The sequence below is a fragment of the Mesorhizobium sp. USDA 3734 genome (genome assembly GCF_056279665.1).
In genome coordinates this window covers 2,270,370-2,287,151 of record NZ_JBWCCW010000001.1, presented here as the reverse complement: position 1 = coordinate 2,287,151, position 16,782 = coordinate 2,270,370, and the positions used below count along the sequence as shown (strand labels likewise).

Sequence of the window (16,782 nt, the reverse complement as noted above, 5' to 3'; positions counted from 1 at the left end):
AGGCCCTTAATCCTCTCTACACCATCCAACCTCATCGGGCCTTAACCCCATTCCTGTAGGGTCGATACTCCAGGGAAATGGGGATTGGCCTGTCCATGTATGTCGAACGCGAAGCCTCCGTTGGAGAACCGACATCGCAGGAGCGCCGCAACGCCGAGCAGAACGAAAGGCGCATTCTGGGCAATGTCGTGCAATGCGACGGTGCGCGCGCCACCATCAGCGCCTATGCGGACGATATCGACGGTGCGGTGACCGGCCTGTGGACGGTCGGCAAGATGATTTCCATCAATCTCGGATCCACGCGAACCGTCGGCCTGGTTTACGGTATCGGCAAGTCGGATCGCGCCTGGAGCAATGAGGGCCAGAACGCGATCGAGGTCAGCATCGAGCTGGTCGGTGAAGTGCGTGACGGTACAGAGCCCGGCGCCAGACCGGTCTTCGATCGCGGCATCACAACCTATCCGCATATCGGCGCCGTTGCGCACCGCATCCGCACCCGCGACCTGCAGGCGGTCTATGATCTGGCCGGGCGTCATTCGATCACCATCGGCACGCTCGCGCAGGACGAGACGATCGCCGCCAACATCGCCATCGACGACACGCTGGCGCGTCACTTCGCCATTGTCGGCACCACCGGCGTCGGCAAATCCACCGCCGTCTCGCTGCTCTTGCGCAAGTCGATCGCGGCGCGGCCTGACCTGCGCATCCTGATCCTCGACCCGCACAACGAGTTCGCGGCGTCGCTGCCCGAATACTGCGTCAGGGTTGATTCCAAAACCCTGGATCTTCCGTTCTGGATGTTCACGCTGGAGGAATTCGCCGAGGTGCTGTTCCGGGGCCGCGAGACGGAGCCCGAAGAAATCGATGCCTTGCGTGACCTCATTCCGGCCGCCAAGAACCTTTACCGCAATCCGAATTCCGGCGCCTATCTGCGGCGCGGCAGCGATGCGCTGACCGCCGATACGCCGGTGCCTTACCGCATCGCCGACCTCCTCAAGCAGATCGACGAGCGCATGGGCATGCTCGAGAGCAAGACCGATCGCCCGACGCTCAGATCGCTGAAGACGCGCATCGAATCTGCGGCCGCCGACCCGCGCTACCGCTTCATGTTCAACTCGCGCCTGATCGAGGACACCATCCACGAGACGATCGGCAACATCTTCCGCGTGCCGCATCATGGCCGCCCGGTGACCTGCTTCGAGATGGCCGGCATGCCGTCCGAAGTGGTCAATTCCGTCTGTTCGGTGCTGGCGCGCCTGGCCTTCGACCTCGCTCTGTGGAGCGAAGGCAAGCTGCAGCTTCTGTTTTTGTGCGAAGAAGCGCACCGCTATATGCCGGCCGACCCGAGTCTCGGATTCGCACCGACCAGGCATGCGCTCTCGCGCATCGCCAAGGAAGGCCGCAAGTATGGCTGCTATCTCGGCGTCGTCACCCAGCGCCCTGGAGAACTCGACCCGACCATTCTATCGCAATGCTCGACCTTCTTCGCCATGCGGCTCGCCAATGAGCAGGACCAGGCAATCATCCGCTCGGCAATTGCCGACTCTTCCGCCTCGTCGCTTGCCTTCCTGTCCTCCATGGGCCAGCGCGAAGCCATCGCCTTCGGCGAAGGCGTGGCGACGACCATGCGGCTGAAGTTCGAAAAACTGCCGAGCCACCTGCTTCCCGGCAAGGCCAAGCGCGAAGAGGCCACCTCGTCGAAGTCAGGCGACGATGTCGATCTGGTGGCGATCGTCGAACGGCTGCGCAACGTGCCAAAACCAACGCAGCAGGCGATGGCTTTCGCGGAAGTCGTCGATTCAAGCCGCCAGGCGGGCGATCCCGACTACCGCAAACCACCCGCCGCGCGCGCGCCATCGGACGACGACTTCGACATGCGCTACGGTCTCAAGCCCGCAACCTTCGGCCTGCGCCCGCAAAACGATTGAGTTTGCGAATCCAGCTGTCAATGGTCGACCGTGGCAGCCGCGCCTAACTTTCAGGGTTCCGACTTCGTCGGCCAGCTCGGTAAATCCCGTCAGGGAATTCGTCAGGCTGAGTCGGGTGGTGCCGTTTTCGAGAACCGAAGCGGAGCGGACGTTTGAGTCCCTGAGCATCGGAAGCGCAGAAAACGGCGCCAAGCGGCCGCCTCACGAATTCAGTGATGGGATTTTAGGCGCAGACGCGATTGCGGCCCTGCCTCTTCGCCTCGTAGAGCTGGCGATCGGCACGGCGATAGAACTCTTCCGCCGTCTCCTTGCGGTCCCAGACGGCAAGCCCGACGCTGGTGGTGATCTTGAGGCGGACATTGCCTGACAGCACCGACATGTTGGCGATCGCCTTGCGGATGCGTTCGGCAAACTTGCCCAGAAGCTCTGCATCCATATTGGGCGTGACCACGGCGAACTCCTCGCCGCCCAACCGCGCCACCACGTCGTGGTAGCGTGTCATGTCCTTGAGACAGTTCGCAACGGCCTTGAGCACCTCGTCGCCAACGTCATGGCCGTGGGTGTCGTTGACCTGCTTGAAATGGTCGAGATCGAGGATCATCAGCCCGACGGGCTTTTCGATGCGCCTGAACTCTTCGAGATACTCCTTCAGCGCATCATCGAAATAGCGCCGGTTCTGCATGCCGGTCAGGCCGTCGGTCAGGGCGGCATGCTCGAGCGTTTCCGAGCGGGCGCTGAGCGAAACCGTCATGGCGCGCAGCTTGCCTTCTTCCGTCGCCTGTTTTCGGATCAGCGGATAGATGAAGAAAATGCCGAAGAACAGCGCCGTGGCCAGGAGCACGCCGGTCGCGAACAAAAGCTTGTTGAGATAGACGACCTTCTCGATGACCGAGGGCGTATGAAGGTCCGCAGCAAAGGCTTGCAGCTGTCCATAGGCGTAAAGCGTCACCAGGCCAGCAGCCAGGATCACGAAGATAAAGACGAAAAATGCTGATTCCGCCTTGTGGAAACGCATCTGCTCCCCGTTGGAAAAGTGCCCACTGACCTTATGGCATGGGCGGGCTTACGGAGGGTTAACTTGGACAACCGCAACGGGAACCTTTCCGTGCGCGTCAACTTTTCAGGTTGCAATGGAAACAAGTGATCAGATCGTGGTTTCCAGATCATCACCGGGGCGCAATCTCAGCCATTCCGGCCCCAGTTGATGCCTGAACCAGGTCGTCTGCCGCTTGGAATATTGCCTTGTCGCGATCTTGGCGCGTTCGATCGCCTCGGGAAAGCCAATCGCTCCGGCCATCGCGGCCTGCAGTTCGCGAACGCCGATCGCTTTCATCGCTGGCAATTCGGGATCGAGGCCAAGCGCCGATAGCCGCGTGACCTCGTCCAACGCGCCCTTGTGCAGCATCTGGTCGAAGCGTTTTTCGATGCGGCCGACCAGCGCCGCCCGGTCCGGCTCGATCACGAAGAAACGCGCGGTCCCCCTGTCGATGAGCGGCTGGCCGCGTTCTGCCTGCCATTCGCGGATCGAACGGCCCGACGCATCGAGCACCTCCAATGCACGCACGATGCGCTGGCTGTCGGTTGGCTTCAGCGTCATGGCGGTCGCCGAATCCTCGCGCAGCAACAGGCCGTGCAGCTTGACGGCGCCCTGCTCCTTCAACTCGTAACGCCAGCGGTCGCGGACCCGCTGCGGAATGTCGGGCATTTCCGAAATGCCCTCGGCCAGCGCGCGAAAGTAAAGCCCGGTGCCGCCGACAAAAATTACGGGCCGTTCGGAGAGCGTGCCGTCAGGTCGCTCGGAGAGCGTACCGTCGTCGATCAGCTTCATCACGTCGCGCAGCCAGGCGCCGGTGGAATAGGCCGTGGCCGGATGGATATGGCCGTAGAGGAAATGCGGTGCGCGGGCGAGGTCGGCCGCCTCCGGCCGGGCGGTCAACACGTCAAGCACCGAATAGCCCTGCATGGAATCAGTGTTGACGATCACACCACCCTTGCGCTCGGCCAGATCGAGAGCCAGCGCCGACTTGCCGCTGGCGGTCGGCCCGGCTATCAGGATCGCGTTCTTCACGCGGCCCTCGCCCGCCTCTCCGCCGGAATGTTCCATGCCGCTCATCGCCACGCTTGTTTCCCGCCCTACCGACCGCGCTTTGTCGCTGTCGCTTGCGAATATGGCGTCACGGTCGGTCGGCGCAAGCGCTGTTGTCTGGCTGGCTGAAGGGATTGCCTGCGATCTTGTCCTGCCTGAGGCAGCTGACGCCGCCGATACGAGTGCCATCTTGCGCACGGCGCTCGCCACCGAGGCGGTCGACGTGATCGTCCAGCAGGCCGAAACCCGCCGCAAGAAAATCCTGATCGCCGACATGGATTCGACCATGATCGACCAGGAATGCATCGACGAGCTGGCCGACGAGATCGGCGTCAAGGATCGCGTTGCCACGATTACCGCGCGATCGATGAATGGCGAGATCGCATTCGAACCGGCCCTGCGCGAGCGGGTGGCGTTGCTCAAGGGTCTCGACGCCGCCGTGGTCGATCGCATCGTCGCCAATCGGCTGACGCTGGCCTCGGGCGGCCGCGCTCTGGTTCAGACCATGCGCGCCAACGGCGCCTGGACGGCACTCGTGTCGGGCGGCTTCGAGGTCTTCACGACGCGCATCGCCGCCATGCTCGGCTTCCAGGAGAACCGCGCCAACCGCCTGCTCGAACAGGACGGCCACTTCACCGGCCTGGTCGGCGAGCCGATCCTCGGCCGCGCCGCCAAGGCCGACGCGCTGATCGAAATTTCAGGGCGCCTTGGCCTGACCCCCGCCGACGCCATCGCCGTCGGCGACGGCGCCAATGATCTCGACATGATCCGCCTGGCCGGCACCGGTGTCGCGCTCCATGCCAAGCCGACGGTTGCGGCACAGGCAAAGGTCCGCATCGATCATGGCGACCTGACCGCATTGCTCTATGCGCAGGGCTATAGGCAGGAAGAGTTTGTGCAATGAAACCAATGCGTACCGAGCGCCTGATCCTGCGCAACTGGGAGGATCGCGACCGCGACCTGTTCCACCGCATCAACTCCGACGAACAGGTGATGGAGTTCTTTCCGTTCCGCCGTGACCGTGCCGCCGCGGATGCCAAGATGGACGAAGTCCGTGCATGGATAGATGAGGACGGCTACGGCTTCGCCGCGGCCGAGATTGTCGCCACGGGCGAGAGCATCGGCTTTGTCGGGATAACCGGGACGGAAGATATCGACGTCCTGCCAGCCGGCACGATCGAGATCGGCTGGCGTCTCGCGCCGGAATTCTGGGGCAAGGGTTACGTCACCGAAGCTTCGGAAGCCTGGCTGGCCTACGGCTTCGAAACGCTGGGCCTTGGCGAGATCGTCTCCTTCGCAGTCGAGAAAAACCGCCGCTCCACCGCCGTCATGCAACGCCTTGGCATGACCGCAGATCCGTCCGCCGACTTCGACCACCCCGAAATTCCCGACAGCCATCCCCACCTCAAGCGGCATGTCCTCTACAGACTGTCACGCCAGGACTGGCAGGCAAGAAAAAGGGCGGCTCGCTAGCCGCCCTTTTTCTTTCAGTGTTGTCGGATCTTCCGGACCTCAGTCCATCCGGATCGTCACGAACCTGAGCTCGCCGGTCTTCGATGCCAGCATCAGAAGCGCATTCTTGCGCCCCTGTTCCTTCAGGGCGCCGATCCGGTCCATGACATCCTTGGGCGTGGCAACCGATTCCTGTGCGATCTCGGTGATCACCTCGCCCGGCTGGATGCCGCGCTCGGCGGCGGCAGAGTCCTTGGTGACGTCGGTGATGACGACGCCCGAGACATCGGCCGCAATGCTGAACTTCTTACGCGTCTCGTCGTTGAGTTCGCCGACCGTCATGCCGAGCACCGAAGCCGTGGAAACGGCTGGAGCCTTGTCGCCCTTGTCCTGGTCGGTGTTGCTGCCGTCCTCGCCGCTGGCGAGCTTCTCGCCATCCTCGAGCCGGCCAAGCGTCACTTTCACGGTTTGCTCGACACCCTTGCGCACGATGAGCACATCGACCGCCTTGCCGACCGGGCTTTCGGCGACCACGCGCGGCAGATCGCGCATTTCATGGATGTCCTTGCCGTCGAACTTGATGATGACGTCGCCAGCCTGGATGGTGCCATTGTCGACAGGACCGCCCTTGATGACGCCGGCAACCAGCGCGCCCTTGGCGGTCGCCATGCCCAGGCTCTCGGCGATGTCGTCGGTCACCGGCTGGATGCGCACGCCGAGCCAGCCGCGCCGCGTCTCGCCGAACTGGCGCAACTGGTCGACGACGCCCGAGGCGAGCTGCGAGGGAATGGAAAAGCCGATGCCTATCGAGCCGCCGGAAGGCGAAATGATCGCCGTGTTGATGCCGATGACCTCGCCGGCGCTGTTGAACAGCGGTCCGCCGGAATTGCCGCGATTGATCGCGGCATCGGTCTGGATGAAGTCGTCATAGGGGCCGGAATTGATGTCGCGGTTGCGGGCCGAGACGATGCCGACCGTCACCGTGCCGCCAAGACCGAACGGATTGCCGATCGCCATCACCCAGTCGCCGACCCGCATCTTGGTGGAATCGCCGAACTTCACGGCTGTCAGCTTGTGGCCCTTCGGATCGACCTTCAGCACCGCGACATCCGTCTTGGTATCGGTGCCAACCAGCGTCGCCTTCAAGGTGATGCCGTCGGAGAAATTGACCTCGATGTCGTCGGCGTCGGCGATGACATGGTTGTTGGTGACGACGATGCCTTGCTCGGCATCGATGACGAAGCCGGAGCCCAGCGACTGCACCTTCTGCCCGCCATTGTCCTTGTCGCCGCCACGGTTCTTGAAGAAATCGTCGAAGAAATCCTGGAAGGGTGAGCCCTCGGGCAACTGAGGCATCGGCACCGCGCCCGGACCTTCGGTGCCCTTCACCGTCTGCGAGGTCGAGATGTTGACCACCGCGCCGAGCAGGCCCTGTGCCAGGTCGGCGACCGAAGCAGGCCCATCCGCGGCAAATGTCGGCGTCACGAAGGACGGGACAGCGGCGGCGCTGACAAGAAGTGCCGCCGCGCCGGCGATGAACGTCCGCCGTGCCGCGCGCAAAATAGTATTGGATGTCATCGAGAAGCCTCCCGGTATTCTTGAAAAGAAAAGCGCTTCGACGAAAACGCCGCATCGCGCCATGTTGGCAAAAAATACGGCACGTTTGCGGCTATGACTATCGGCAGAGGATAAATCATCAATTATCCCAGGATCGAAGCTCGTATCCCAGGATCGAAGCTCGTATCCCAGGATCGAAGCTCGTATCCCAGGATCGAAGCTCGTATCCCAGGATCGAAGCTCGTATCCCAGGATCGAAGCTCGTATCCCAGGATCGAAGCTCGTATCCCAGGATCGAAGCTCGTATCCCAGGATCGAAGCTCGTATCCCAGGATCGAAGCTCGTATCCCGGGTATCGAAGCTCGTATCCGAAAAACCGAAGCTCGCCGCCGTCATCCGCCTCGCACCAGCCAGACGATGCCGACACCGATGGCGATCGCCGCCAGCCCGGCAATCCGCAGCGCGTTCTCGGGCAGAGACAGCACCTCGGTGGCAAGCTTCCTGGCAAGGCCGGGAAAGCCGCCATAGACCAGACCTTCTATCACAAGGACAAGGCCCATGGCGGCGAGAAAATCCTGCACCGGCCGCTACTGGCCGGTGCTTGGCTGTGTCGCAGGCGCGGCAGGTGCCGGCGAAACCGGCTTCGCCGCCGTCTCGCTGCCGTCGGGATTGCGGAAGAAGCGGAAGAACTCCGAGTTCGGCGACAGCACCATCGTCGTTCCGGTGTTGTCCAGCGCCGTGCCATAGGCATTCATCGACCGGTAGAAATCGAAGAAAGCCGGATCGCGCTGATATGCTCCCGCGAAGGTGGCACTGCGCTGGGCTTCGCCCTCGCCGCGCAGGATTTCCGACTCTTTCTGCGCCTCGGCGACGATCTCGACCACTTCGCGATCGGCGCGGGCTGTGATGCGCTGTGCCGCTTCGTTGCCGCGTGCCCTCAACCGCGCGGCTTCCGCCAAGCGTTCCGCCTTCATACGGTCGAAGGTCTGCTGCGAGACCTCGGCCGTGAGATCCGTGCGGCGGATACGGACATCCTCGATCTGCAGGCCGAGCGACGTGGCATCGGGCCTGAGCTGGTCGCGGACTTCGCGCATCATCACCGCGCGCTGTTCGGAGAGCGCGGCCTCGAAGTCGCGCAGACCGTAGACGCGGCGCAAGGCAGCGTCGAGACGCGTCCTGAGCCGGGCTTCGGCCAGTTCGATCTGACCGGACACGGCAGAGCGGAAGACGCGCGGATCCGAGATGCGATAGGCGATGAAGGCGTCGACCTCATAGAACTTGCCGCCCGACACCTGGACACGGATGTTGTCGAGGTCGAAGCGCAGCACCCGGTTCTCGATCAGTTGCACCGTATCGGCGTCGAAGAACGAGAACGGCGCCTTGAAGTAGATGCCGGGCTCGCTCTTGACGTCGACGATCTCGCCGAACCTGAGCACCAGCGCCTGCTGGCGCGCATTGACCACGAAGACCGACGAATAGAGCAGGAACAGGATGACGGCCGCTGCCACGACGATGATGGGAAGACGGTTGGCCATCACTGGTTACCTCCCGTAACGCCACCAGCGGCGGCTGGTGCCGGCGCTTTCGGCTGCAATGCCGGCAGCGGCAGGTAGGGCACAACACCCTGCCCGTTGCCTTGCTCGACGATGACCTTGTTGGAATCCTTCAGAACCTTCTCCATGGTTTCGAGGTAGAGGCGCTTGCGTGTCACATCGGGCGCCTTGGCATATTCGTCGTAGACCGAGATGAAGCGCTGCGCCTCACCTTCGGCTTCCTGCACGACCCGGTTCTTGTAGGCGGCCGCGTCTTCGCGGATCTGTGCGGCCTCGCCGCGTGCCTGGCCGAGCTTCTGGTTGGAGTACTGGTTGGCCTGCTCGACGAACTTGTCTTCGTCCTGCTCGGCGCGCTGCACCTCGTCGAACGCATCGGCCACTTCGCGTGGCGGTGCCGCATCCTCGATCGAGACGGCGTTGACGTTGAGACCGGCCTTGTAGCCGTCCAGCGTCGTCTGGATGATTTCACGCACCGAGGCGGCAATGCCCTGGCGGTCGTCGCGGAAGATGTCTTGCGCCGGCCGGCGGCCGACGGCTTCACGCATGGCGCTTTCGGCAACCTGCCGCAGCATGCCGTCGGGATCGGACACGTCGAACAGATACGCGCTCGGATCGGAGACCTGATAGGCCACCGAGAACTGGACGTTGACGATGTTCTGGTCGCCGGTAAGCATCAGCCCGGAGGTGTTGCCACTCGTCGCGCCGCCGCCGCCGATATCGACGAGCTGCTCGGAAATCTTGGCTGTCTCGACGGTTTCGAGCGGCCACCAATGGAAATGCAGGCCGGGCTGCGACAGTTCGGCCTTCGGCTTGCCGAAGCGCAGTTCGACCGCGACCTCGTCGGGCTGCACGGTGTAAACCGCCTTGAACGCCCACAGCACCACAAGTGCCGCCGCGATCAGCGCGAAAATAGCCGGGCTTGCGCCACCGCCACCCGGCAGAGCGCGCCGCAGCCGGTCCTGGCCGCGGCGGATGATGTCTTCGAGATCGGGAGGCGAGCCCTGTGGGCCGCTCGGTCCCTTTGGTCCCTGCCCCCAGGGTCCCTGATTGTTGCCGCCGCCGCCGCCCCATGGGCCGCCGCCACCGCCGCTCTTATCGTTCCAGGGCATGAATGTCCTTTCGCTTGGAATTCCCTCAAGCGCCGGTATTACGGCGCAAAATCCAGTATTGTTCTTCTATAGGGACGCCGCGAGGCGCTTTCAACGCGATGCGTTGCCGACTTCGTCCGATTTGGTCCGGTCGCGACCCTTTGTCTTCCTTCAATGCCCTGTTTATCGTTCAATGTCTCGCGCGGCGGCGCTCGTAAACCGAATAGCGCGTGGCGTGGCTGTCCTTTTCCCCGGCTGGAACGTCCTGCGAGCTGACTACACGCCAGGAATCCGGATCGATCGGCGGGAAATGCGCATCGCCGTCGACCGCTGCCAGCACATGAGTGACGTGCAGCCGGTCGGCCAGCAGCAGCGCCTGGGCATAGATTTCGCCGCCGCCGATGACGCAGACCTCGTCCACACCGACCATGCAGCGCCCGCGCACAGTTGCCAGCTGGATCGCGGCTTCGAGCGAATGCACCACCTCGACGCCTTCGGCGCGCCAGGCCTTGTCGCGGGTGACGACGATGTTCAGCCTGCCCGGCAGCGGCCGGCCGATGCCCTCATAGGTCTTGCGGCCCATGATGATGGGCTTGCCCATCGTGTCGGCCTTGAAGCGCTTGAGATCGGTGGAGAGCCGCCAGGGCAACCCGCCGTCCCGCCCGATGACGCCGTTCTCGGCGATGGCAACGTAGATTGCGACGTGCATCAATTGTCGTCCGTTGGATCGAGGATCAGGATGTCGATGTCGTGCTCGGGATAGAAATCATCCGCCGTCATCTCGAATGTCGTCGGCCCGACCTTTTTGACATTGTCGCCGCAGAACGAGACCAGGGCTTTCGGATTGCCCTTGTCGACCGTCAGCTTGAACTTGCCGATCGTGCCTGCCGCCCAGTTGCCGCCTGTGGTCAGGATATAGGCGATGCGGCTTTCGTTGTACTGCGGATAGCCGTCTGGGCCATCCTTGGCCGCCTTGCGCACCGCGTTCTCGAATGTGTCGTCCATGCAGTAGCGCGTCTTGTAGGTGGCGTACTGCCCCTGGAACTTGCCGTCATAGAAAAAGCTGACCGAAGACGTGCCGCCGACGCTCGGCTTGTAGCGGTGGGAAACGTGAACGTCCTTGTTGGCTGGAAAGGTCGAACGCCACCAATAGGTCGAACGCAATTGCCAGAATGGCGTGTAGACCTTGTTCGTCTCGGTGCCGTCGCTGCCGGTGTCCTCGATGATGATGCCGCGGTTGACCCAGTCGTCGGTAACCGCCTGCGGCAGCTTCGCCAGTGCCATCTTCGCCGCATCGCCGAAAGGATAGAATGGCACGTTCTGCGCCTTCAGCTCGGCGCTGACGTCGATGCCGAGCGCCAACACCTTCTGCTCGAGCTGCGGCTTTGCCGGTGCGCCATCGATCGTCACCTCGAAGCCGAGGAAATTGTCGCTCTGATTTTCAGGGATCGCCGGGATTTCTTCGGGATTGCCGGAGATGTCGGGCATCGGGAAGGCGACAATGGCGTCGACGTCCTTGTCTGTGTTGTTGTGGAAGACGTAGTCGACCGTCACCTTTTCCGGCGAGATGAAGAGGTCCTCGCTTTGCATCGCCACGGCGTCGCTGCGCGACAGGATCAGGCCGCCGGTGCCAAGTTCGGCAACCGAATCATTGGCGCGTGCGGGCGCGGCCGACAGGGCCAGCATGGCGGTCAGAACATATCGCAACATGGAAGCCCCCTCGGCTAGAATGCTCTGGCGACCCTAGCCGTTTCAATGTGGCGTTTCAAAGCCCTTCCGCATCCGCGGGCGTGCCAAAGGAGTCTGGACTAAGCGGTCTGGACTAACAGGTCCCGATCGGGCAGGAGTTCGCCCCATGCGCAAGCTTCTCGTCATCGGCATCGGCGCCGGCAATCCCGACCATATGACCGTTCAGGCCATATCAGGCCTGAACCAGGCAGATGTGCTGTTCATTCCCGACAAGGGGGAGAAAAAGAACGACCTTGCCGAGCTGCGCCGCCTGATCTGCGACCGCTTCGTCACCAACCCGAAATCACGCCGTGTCGAATTCGACGTGCCGGTGCGCGACCTGCCAGTAGAAGATGGGCCGACCTCCTCCTATCGCTCGACCGTCGATGACTGGCATGAAGCCATCGCCGCGATCTACGAGGGTCTGATCCGTGACGAGATTGCCGGGGATGGCTGCGGCGCTTTCCTGATCTGGGGCGATCCTTCGCTCTATGACAGCGCGCTGCGCATCCTTGAGCGCGTGCGCCTGCGAGGCAATGTCGCGTTCGAGCTTGAGGTGATACCCGGCATCACCGCCGTCCAGGCGCTTGCCGCCGGCCACAAGATGGCGCTGAACCGCATCGGCGATTCCGTCCTCATCACAACCGGCCGGCGCCTGACCGAGGAAGGCATTCCGAACAATGCCGGCAGCGCGGTCGTCCTGCTAGACGGCAAATGCGCCTTCAACACACTCGCGGACCAAGATGTCGTCATCCACTGGGGCGCCTATCTCGGCACGCCGGACGAAATTCTCATCTCGGGCCGCCTCGGTGATATCGGCGCCGAGATCGAGAGAACCCGTGAAGAAGCCCGCCGGAAAAAAGGCTGGATCATGGACACCTATCTGCTTCGCAAGTCCGAATAGGAAGGCAATAGGGGAGTAAGGCAGTAGGGCAGTAGGTGAAGGATGTTTGTGCAGGAAGACAGCACACGAATGCCTGCTTACTTCCTATCCCTACTGCCCTACTGCCCTACTGCCCTACTGCCCTACTGCCCTACGCTAGCCAGCATCAATCTCCGCCTGCAGCGCCTCCATATGCGTCGCTGCCGCGGCGGCCGCCGCACGCTCGATGGCGCGGAAGCGGCTGACCACTGCCAGCCCTACGGCCGTCAGTTGCGCGCCACCGCCCTTGCGGCCACCGGTCTGCGCCGCCACCAGCGGCTTGCCGAACACCCGGTTCATGTCCTCGACAAGGTCCCAGGCGTGCTTGTAGGACATCTCCATGCCGCGCGCGGCGGCCGAGATCGAGCCGAAGGCGGCGATCTGTTCCAGGAGCTCGATCTTGCCCGGTCCGATGCGCCCGTCGGGATCGAGATTTATCCGCAAGCTCAGCGACGGCATTTTTGCTCCTCCGCGGTCACGCCCGATCCCACACTAGAAGCTCCCTGGCGAAACCGCTATTCCAAAAAGACATAGCGATGATCATCCATCCGCCTCGGCGGGCAGTCCGGTGCTGGTGTTCGTCCGGTCGAAGCTCACAGTCTTGACCACCGCGAAAACCTTGCCGCCGAGCCGAAGTTTCAGCGCCTGCCGCGACTGTTCCGTAATGCGGGCCAGCACGATTGCACCGTTGCAGTCGATGCCTACGTCGACAGTCGCCGCTTCGCCCGGGCTGATCACGACAATCGTGCCAGGCAGGATATTGAGCGCGCTAAGGCCTGTCGGTTTCTCGGTGGCGATCATCACATCGCGGGCACGGATACGGATGCGCACCGGCGCACCTGTTTTTATCGCCAGGCGTGGCACACGAATCTCGCCGGCGGCCGATCCGAGCACGGTCATGCCAAAATTCTCGTCATGATGCTGCACCTTCGTGTACAGCACGGCGCCGCCCTCCCCACGCTCCTCCGCGGGCAGCAGGTCGAGCCTTTGCATCACCGCCTCGGTCGGGCCGCTGGCGATGACATGGCCTTGCCCCAGCATCACCACATCGCTGGCAAGCCGCGCCACCTCGGCTACCGAATGGCTGACATAGACGATCGGTATCTTGGTCTCATCGCGCAGCCGCTCGACATAGGGCAGGATTTCTGCCTTGCGCGCCTCGTCGAGCGAGGCCAGCGGCTCGTCCATGAGCAGCAGTCCGGGGCTGGCAAGAAGAGCCCGGCCGATCGCCACGCGCTGCTTCTCGCCGCCCGAGAGCTTTGCCGGTCGCCTGTTCATGAGCGGGCCAATGCCCAACAGGTCGACAACGGCATCCATGTCGGCATAGCGTTCCGCTGGCGGCGTGAACCAGCGGCCGTAGCGCAGATTGCCGGCAACGCTCATATGTGGAAACAGCCGCGCATCCTGGAACACCATGCCGATGCGGCGCTTGTGCTTCGGCACGAAAATGCCGGCAGCCATATCGACCAGCACGCGACCGTCAACCACGATGCGCCCCTTGTCGGGCCGGATCAGCCCGGCCATCATGTTGATCAGCGTTGTCTTGCCCGAACCCGACGGGCCGAACAGCGCCGTCAGCCGCCCGGCGCTTTCGAAGCGGGCGTCGATGGCAAAACCACCCAGCCGATGGCTGATGTCGACGAGAACGCTCATTCGATGTCCATCCGCCGGCCGACACGCCGCGCCAGCACTTCCGAAGCCACAAGTGCCGCCATCGAAATGACGATGGAAATCAGCGTCAGACGGAGCGCGCCCTCGTCGCCGCCCGGCACCTGCGTGAAGGTGTAGATCGCCGACGGCAATGTCTGCGTCTCGTTTGGAATGTTGGAGACGAAGGTGATGGTCGCGCCGAACTCGCCCATCGCCTTGGCGAAGGCCAGGATGGCTCCGGCGATCAGCCCGGGCAGGATCAGCGGCAGCGTGATGGTGGCGAACACCCACAGTGGATTGGCGCCGAGCGTTCCAGCCGCCGCCTCCATCCTGCGGTCCACCGCCTCGATCGACAGCCGGATCGCCCGCACCATCAGCGGAAAGCCCATGACGCCGCAGGCCAGCGCCGCGCCCGTCCAGCGGAAGGAGAAAACAATGCCGAAATGCTCGGCCAGGAAGGCGCCGGCCGGGCCGCGCCGGCCGAAGGTGAGCAGCAGCAGATAGCCGGTCACCACGGGCGGCAGGATCAGCGGCAGATGCACCAGCCCGTTGAGCAGCGTCTTGCCCCAGAATTGTCCCCGAGCAAGCAGCAGTGCGATCAGGATGCCCGGTGGGAGGCTGAAAAGCATCGCCACCGTCGCCACCTTGATGGACAGCCGGACCGCATTCCATTCGTCGGGAGTGAGGTCCAGCAGCCAGTTCATAATGCGAGATGAAGCCCCTTGGAACTCAGTTGCTCGGCGCGAGCACGGTAAAGCCCTGATCCTTGAACAGCGCGCCGGCCTTGGCCGACTGCAGGCATTTCAGGAAAGCCGGCGTATCCTTGTCCTTCGAATCGGCGGTCTGGGCAACCGGATAGATGATCGGCGGATGCGAATCCTCCGGGAAGGTGCCGACCACCTTGACGCCCTTTTCGGCATGCGCGTCGGTGGCATAGACGATGCCAAGGGCTGCTTCGCCCGTCGAAACCAGCTTCAGCGCCGCGCGCACATTCTCGGCCTGTGCCACCTTGCCCTCGACCGAAGACCAGACGCCAAGCGATTCAAGTGCGGCCTTGCCGTATTTGCCGGCCGGCACCGCCTTGAAATCGCCCATGGCGAGCCTGCCGTCGCCGATCAGCTTGGCGAGGTCAAAGCCCTTCTCGATCTTGGTCTCGACCGTCGAGTCCTTCGGCGCCACCAGCACGATCTCGTTGCCGAGCAGCTTCACTTCGGTGTCGGGCTTGGTCAGCTTCTTGTCGGACAGATATTTCATCCAGTCGAGGTCGGCCGAGATGAAGACGTCGGTCGGTGCCCCGCCCTCGATCTGCTTGGCCAGTGCCGAGCTTGCGGCATAGGAAACGGTTGCGGCTTCGCCGACATCGGCCTCGCAGGCCTTGTTCACCGCGTCCAGCGCGTCCTTGAGGCTGGCCGCGGCAAACACCACCACCTTGTCTTCCGCATGTGCTGCCGGCACCGCCGCCATCAAAGTCGCCGCAAAACCGCCAATGGCGATCGCCCTCAACCCGAAACCTCTGCGCGTCATGGAAAACTCTCCCTGGTTTGAAATCCGATCGGCTCGAAGCCTACTGACCGATATATCCGTATGAATATAACAAGGGAAGGCCCGGCGCCCCGTGAAAGCGTCTGTGCGACGCCGATTGTTCTGGTAAGACCGGCAAGAAACCCCGGAAAGGAAACTCCGATGAAGATCAGCGCCCGCAATATCCTCAAGGGAACGATCACCGAGATCGTCAAGGGAGCCACCACCTCGCATGTCAGGATCGACATCAGCGGCGGCGCCATCGTCACCGCCTCGATCACCAACGAGGCCGTCGCCGATCTCAGGCTCGAAAAGGGCAAGCAGGCCTATGCCGTGGTCAAGGCCTCGGACGTGATGGTCGGCATCGACTGATCGGCGCCTGATTTCAGGGTTGAGTAAAGCGCGGGGTCAGACGGCGATCGGCGCCTTGATCGATGCATCGGCGACGTAGTTTTCCAGCCGGAAGTCCTCGAAGCGGAAGGCGAACAGGTCCTTCACCTCCGGATTGATCCACATCGTCGGCAGCGTCCTCGGCGTGCGCCGCAACTGCTCGCGCGCCTGCTCGAAATGGTTCGAGTAGAGATGCGCGTCGCCGAGCGTGTGGACGAAGTCGCCAGGCTTCAGCCCGGTCACCTGCGCCACCATCAGGGTCAGCAAGGCGTAGGAAGCGATGTTGAACGGCACGCCGAGGAAGATATCGGCCGAACGCTGGTAGAGCTGGCAGGAAAGCCGCCCTTCCGAAACATAGAACTGGAACAGGCAGTGGCAGGGCGGCAGCGCCATCGCCTCCACCTCGGCCGGATTCCACGCCGAAACGATCAGCCTCCGCGATTGAGGATTTTTGCGTATCTCCTTGAGAAGATTCGCTATCTGGTCGATCGAACCGCCATGGCCGTCCGGCCAGGAACGCCACTGCTTGCCGTAGACCGGGCCAAGATCGCCATTCTCGTCGGCCCATTCATCCCAGATCGAAACGCCGTGGTCGGTGAGGTATTTGATGTTGGTGTCGCCGGCCAGGAACCACAGAAGTTCATGGATGATCGACTTGAGATGCAGCTTTTTGGTGGTGGTGACGGGAAAGCCGCGCGCCAGATCGAAACGCATCTGGTGGCCGAAGACGGAGCGCGTTCCTGTGCCGGTGCGATCGCCGCGATCGGCACCGTTGTCCAGCACGTGCTGCAGGAGGTCGAGATACTGGCGCATCGGTTCCGGCTCGATTCGAGAGTGCAGGCATTATAGCTGCCGGACAGGCGGCCGAACACAGCAAAAAACGGCGCAAGCGTCGTTTGCATCACCA

At 62.9% G+C, this 16,782-nt stretch carries 18 protein-coding genes; 5 read left to right on the top strand and 13 right to left on the bottom strand.

Annotated features, from left to right (window positions below; translation table 11 throughout):
* Positions 1 to 95: 95 nt before the first annotated feature.
* A complete protein-coding gene (locus tag ACZ89F_RS10900; protein WP_476091773.1) occupies positions 96 to 1,928 on the top strand; it encodes an ATP-binding protein in 1,833 nt (610 codons plus the stop codon).
* 223 nt (positions 1,929 to 2,151) lie between these two features.
* Here ACZ89F_RS10900 and ACZ89F_RS10895 read toward each other — a convergent pair whose 3' ends face one another.
* Complete coding sequence (locus ACZ89F_RS10895; protein ID WP_476091771.1) at positions 2,152 to 2,943, bottom strand: GGDEF domain-containing protein; 792 nt, start codon at positions 2,941 to 2,943, stop codon at positions 2,152 to 2,154.
* Between the two features lie 129 nt (positions 2,944 to 3,072).
* Complete coding sequence (miaA, locus tag ACZ89F_RS10890) at positions 3,073 to 4,041, bottom strand: tRNA (adenosine(37)-N6)-dimethylallyltransferase MiaA (RefSeq protein ID WP_476091769.1); 969 nt, start codon at positions 4,039 to 4,041, stop codon at positions 3,073 to 3,075.
* On the opposite strand from miaA, the gene serB reads away from it, so the two are divergent.
* The gene (gene serB, locus ACZ89F_RS10885; protein WP_476091767.1) at positions 4,031 to 4,918 is read left to right on the top strand and encodes a phosphoserine phosphatase SerB; all 888 of its coding nucleotides are present in this window, start codon (positions 4,031 to 4,033) and stop codon (positions 4,916 to 4,918) included. The two genes, miaA and serB, sit on opposite strands and share 11 nt — an antisense overlap.
* The gene (locus ACZ89F_RS10880; protein WP_476091765.1) at positions 4,915 to 5,487 is read left to right on the top strand and encodes a GNAT family N-acetyltransferase; all 573 of its coding nucleotides are present in this window, start codon (positions 4,915 to 4,917) and stop codon (positions 5,485 to 5,487) included. The genes serB and ACZ89F_RS10880 overlap by 4 nt, the downstream gene beginning before the upstream one ends.
* Before the next feature lie 39 nt (positions 5,488 to 5,526).
* On the opposite strand, the gene ACZ89F_RS10875 is transcribed toward ACZ89F_RS10880, so the two are convergent.
* The 6 genes from ACZ89F_RS10875 to ACZ89F_RS10850 all read right to left on the bottom strand — a co-directional run bounded on the left by ACZ89F_RS10875 (position 5,527) and on the right by ACZ89F_RS10850 (position 11,374).
* Positions 5,527 to 7,044, bottom strand: coding sequence for a DegQ family serine endoprotease (locus tag ACZ89F_RS10875; protein WP_476091763.1), 1,518 nt, complete (start codon positions 7,042 to 7,044; stop codon positions 5,527 to 5,529).
* Between the two features lie 371 nt (positions 7,045 to 7,415).
* Positions 7,416 to 7,604: a DUF2065 domain-containing protein gene (locus tag ACZ89F_RS10870; protein WP_109668107.1), complete on the bottom strand. Its 189-nt coding sequence runs from the start codon at positions 7,602 to 7,604 to the stop codon at positions 7,416 to 7,418.
* A gap of 6 nt (positions 7,605 to 7,610) precedes the next feature.
* Positions 7,611 to 8,558, bottom strand: a complete 948-nt coding sequence (gene hflC, locus ACZ89F_RS10865) for a protease modulator HflC (protein WP_476091761.1) — start codon at positions 8,556 to 8,558, stop codon at positions 7,611 to 7,613.
* Positions 8,558 to 9,685, bottom strand: coding sequence for an FtsH protease activity modulator HflK (gene hflK, locus ACZ89F_RS10860; protein ID WP_476091759.1), 1,128 nt, complete (start codon positions 9,683 to 9,685; stop codon positions 8,558 to 8,560). Before hflK ends, hflC begins: the two co-directional genes overlap by 1 nt.
* Before the next feature lie 169 nt (positions 9,686 to 9,854).
* The gene (locus ACZ89F_RS10855) at positions 9,855 to 10,373 is read right to left on the bottom strand and encodes a dihydrofolate reductase (protein ID WP_476091757.1); all 519 of its coding nucleotides are present in this window, start codon (positions 10,371 to 10,373) and stop codon (positions 9,855 to 9,857) included.
* A complete protein-coding gene (locus tag ACZ89F_RS10850) occupies positions 10,373 to 11,374 on the bottom strand; it encodes a DUF4424 domain-containing protein (RefSeq protein ID WP_476091755.1) in 1,002 nt (333 codons plus the stop codon). Before ACZ89F_RS10850 ends, ACZ89F_RS10855 begins: the two co-directional genes overlap by 1 nt.
* 145 nt (positions 11,375 to 11,519) lie before the next feature.
* Between ACZ89F_RS10850 and cobF the strand changes: the two genes are divergently transcribed.
* Positions 11,520 to 12,296 (top strand): precorrin-6A synthase (deacetylating), encoded by a 777-nt coding sequence (gene cobF, locus ACZ89F_RS10845; protein ID WP_476091753.1) that lies wholly within the window; start codon positions 11,520 to 11,522, stop codon positions 12,294 to 12,296.
* A 135-nt stretch (positions 12,297 to 12,431) separates the two neighbouring features.
* On the opposite strand, the gene ACZ89F_RS10840 is transcribed toward cobF, so the two are convergent.
* The 4 genes from ACZ89F_RS10840 to modA all read right to left on the bottom strand — a co-directional run bounded on the left by ACZ89F_RS10840 (position 12,432) and on the right by modA (position 15,488).
* A complete protein-coding gene (locus ACZ89F_RS10840; protein WP_095087111.1) occupies positions 12,432 to 12,773 on the bottom strand; it encodes a winged helix-turn-helix domain-containing protein in 342 nt (113 codons plus the stop codon).
* Between the two features lie 81 nt (positions 12,774 to 12,854).
* Complete coding sequence (modC, locus tag ACZ89F_RS10835) at positions 12,855 to 13,967, bottom strand: molybdenum ABC transporter ATP-binding protein (protein ID WP_476091751.1); 1,113 nt, start codon at positions 13,965 to 13,967, stop codon at positions 12,855 to 12,857.
* On the bottom strand, positions 13,964 to 14,668 hold the full coding sequence (gene modB, locus ACZ89F_RS10830; protein WP_127265019.1) for a molybdate ABC transporter permease subunit: 705 nt from the start codon (positions 14,666 to 14,668) through the stop codon (positions 13,964 to 13,966). The genes modC and modB overlap by 4 nt, the downstream gene beginning before the upstream one ends.
* Positions 14,669 to 14,693: 25 nt before the next feature.
* Positions 14,694 to 15,488 (bottom strand): molybdate ABC transporter substrate-binding protein, encoded by a 795-nt coding sequence (gene modA, locus ACZ89F_RS10825; protein WP_476091749.1) that lies wholly within the window; start codon positions 15,486 to 15,488, stop codon positions 14,694 to 14,696.
* Positions 15,489 to 15,647: 159 nt separating this feature from the next.
* On the opposite strand from modA, the gene ACZ89F_RS10820 reads away from it, so the two are divergent.
* Positions 15,648 to 15,857, top strand: coding sequence for a TOBE domain-containing protein (locus ACZ89F_RS10820; RefSeq protein WP_476091748.1), 210 nt, complete (start codon positions 15,648 to 15,650; stop codon positions 15,855 to 15,857).
* 36 nt (positions 15,858 to 15,893) lie between these two features.
* Here the strand turns inward: ACZ89F_RS10820 and ACZ89F_RS10815 are convergent, their stop codons facing one another.
* Complete coding sequence (locus ACZ89F_RS10815; protein ID WP_476091746.1) at positions 15,894 to 16,688, bottom strand: thymidylate synthase; 795 nt, start codon at positions 16,686 to 16,688, stop codon at positions 15,894 to 15,896.
* Positions 16,689 to 16,782: the final 94 nt, after the last annotated feature.

Excerpts from the sequence above, each read along its gene's own strand:
- ACZ89F_RS10900 (WP_476091773.1), top strand. The coding sequence starts at position 96 with ATGTATGTCGAACGCGAAGCCTCCGTTGGAGAACCGACATCGCAGGAG.
- ACZ89F_RS10895 (WP_476091771.1), bottom strand. The coding sequence starts at position 2,943 with ATGCGTTTCCACAAGGCGGAATCAGCATTTTTCGTCTTTATCTTCGTG.
- serB (WP_476091767.1), top strand. The coding sequence starts at position 4,031 with ATGCCGCTCATCGCCACGCTTGTTTCCCGCCCTACCGACCGCGCTTTG.
- miaA (WP_476091769.1), bottom strand. The coding sequence starts at position 4,041 with ATGAGCGGCATGGAACATTCCGGCGGAGAGGCGGGCGAGGGCCGCGTG.
- ACZ89F_RS10880 (WP_476091765.1), top strand. The coding sequence starts at position 4,915 with ATGAAACCAATGCGTACCGAGCGCCTGATCCTGCGCAACTGGGAGGAT.
- ACZ89F_RS10875 (WP_476091763.1), bottom strand. The coding sequence starts at position 7,044 with ATGACATCCAATACTATTTTGCGCGCGGCACGGCGGACGTTCATCGCC.
- hflC (WP_476091761.1), bottom strand. The coding sequence starts at position 8,558 with ATGGCCAACCGTCTTCCCATCATCGTCGTGGCAGCGGCCGTCATCCTG.
- hflK (WP_476091759.1), bottom strand. The coding sequence starts at position 9,685 with ATGCCCTGGAACGATAAGAGCGGCGGTGGCGGCGGCCCATGGGGCGGC.
- ACZ89F_RS10855 (WP_476091757.1), bottom strand. The coding sequence starts at position 10,373 with ATGCACGTCGCAATCTACGTTGCCATCGCCGAGAACGGCGTCATCGGG.
- ACZ89F_RS10850 (WP_476091755.1), bottom strand. The coding sequence starts at position 11,374 with ATGTTGCGATATGTTCTGACCGCCATGCTGGCCCTGTCGGCCGCGCCC.
- cobF (WP_476091753.1), top strand. The coding sequence starts at position 11,520 with ATGCGCAAGCTTCTCGTCATCGGCATCGGCGCCGGCAATCCCGACCAT.
- ACZ89F_RS10840 (WP_095087111.1), bottom strand. The coding sequence starts at position 12,773 with ATGCCGTCGCTGAGCTTGCGGATAAATCTCGATCCCGACGGGCGCATC.
- modC (WP_476091751.1), bottom strand. The coding sequence starts at position 13,967 with ATGAGCGTTCTCGTCGACATCAGCCATCGGCTGGGTGGTTTTGCCATC.
- modB (WP_127265019.1), bottom strand. The coding sequence starts at position 14,668 with ATGAACTGGCTGCTGGACCTCACTCCCGACGAATGGAATGCGGTCCGG.
- modA (WP_476091749.1), bottom strand. The coding sequence starts at position 15,488 with ATGACGCGCAGAGGTTTCGGGTTGAGGGCGATCGCCATTGGCGGTTTT.
- ACZ89F_RS10820 (WP_476091748.1), top strand. The coding sequence starts at position 15,648 with ATGAAGATCAGCGCCCGCAATATCCTCAAGGGAACGATCACCGAGATC.
- ACZ89F_RS10815 (WP_476091746.1), bottom strand. The coding sequence starts at position 16,688 with ATGCGCCAGTATCTCGACCTCCTGCAGCACGTGCTGGACAACGGTGCC.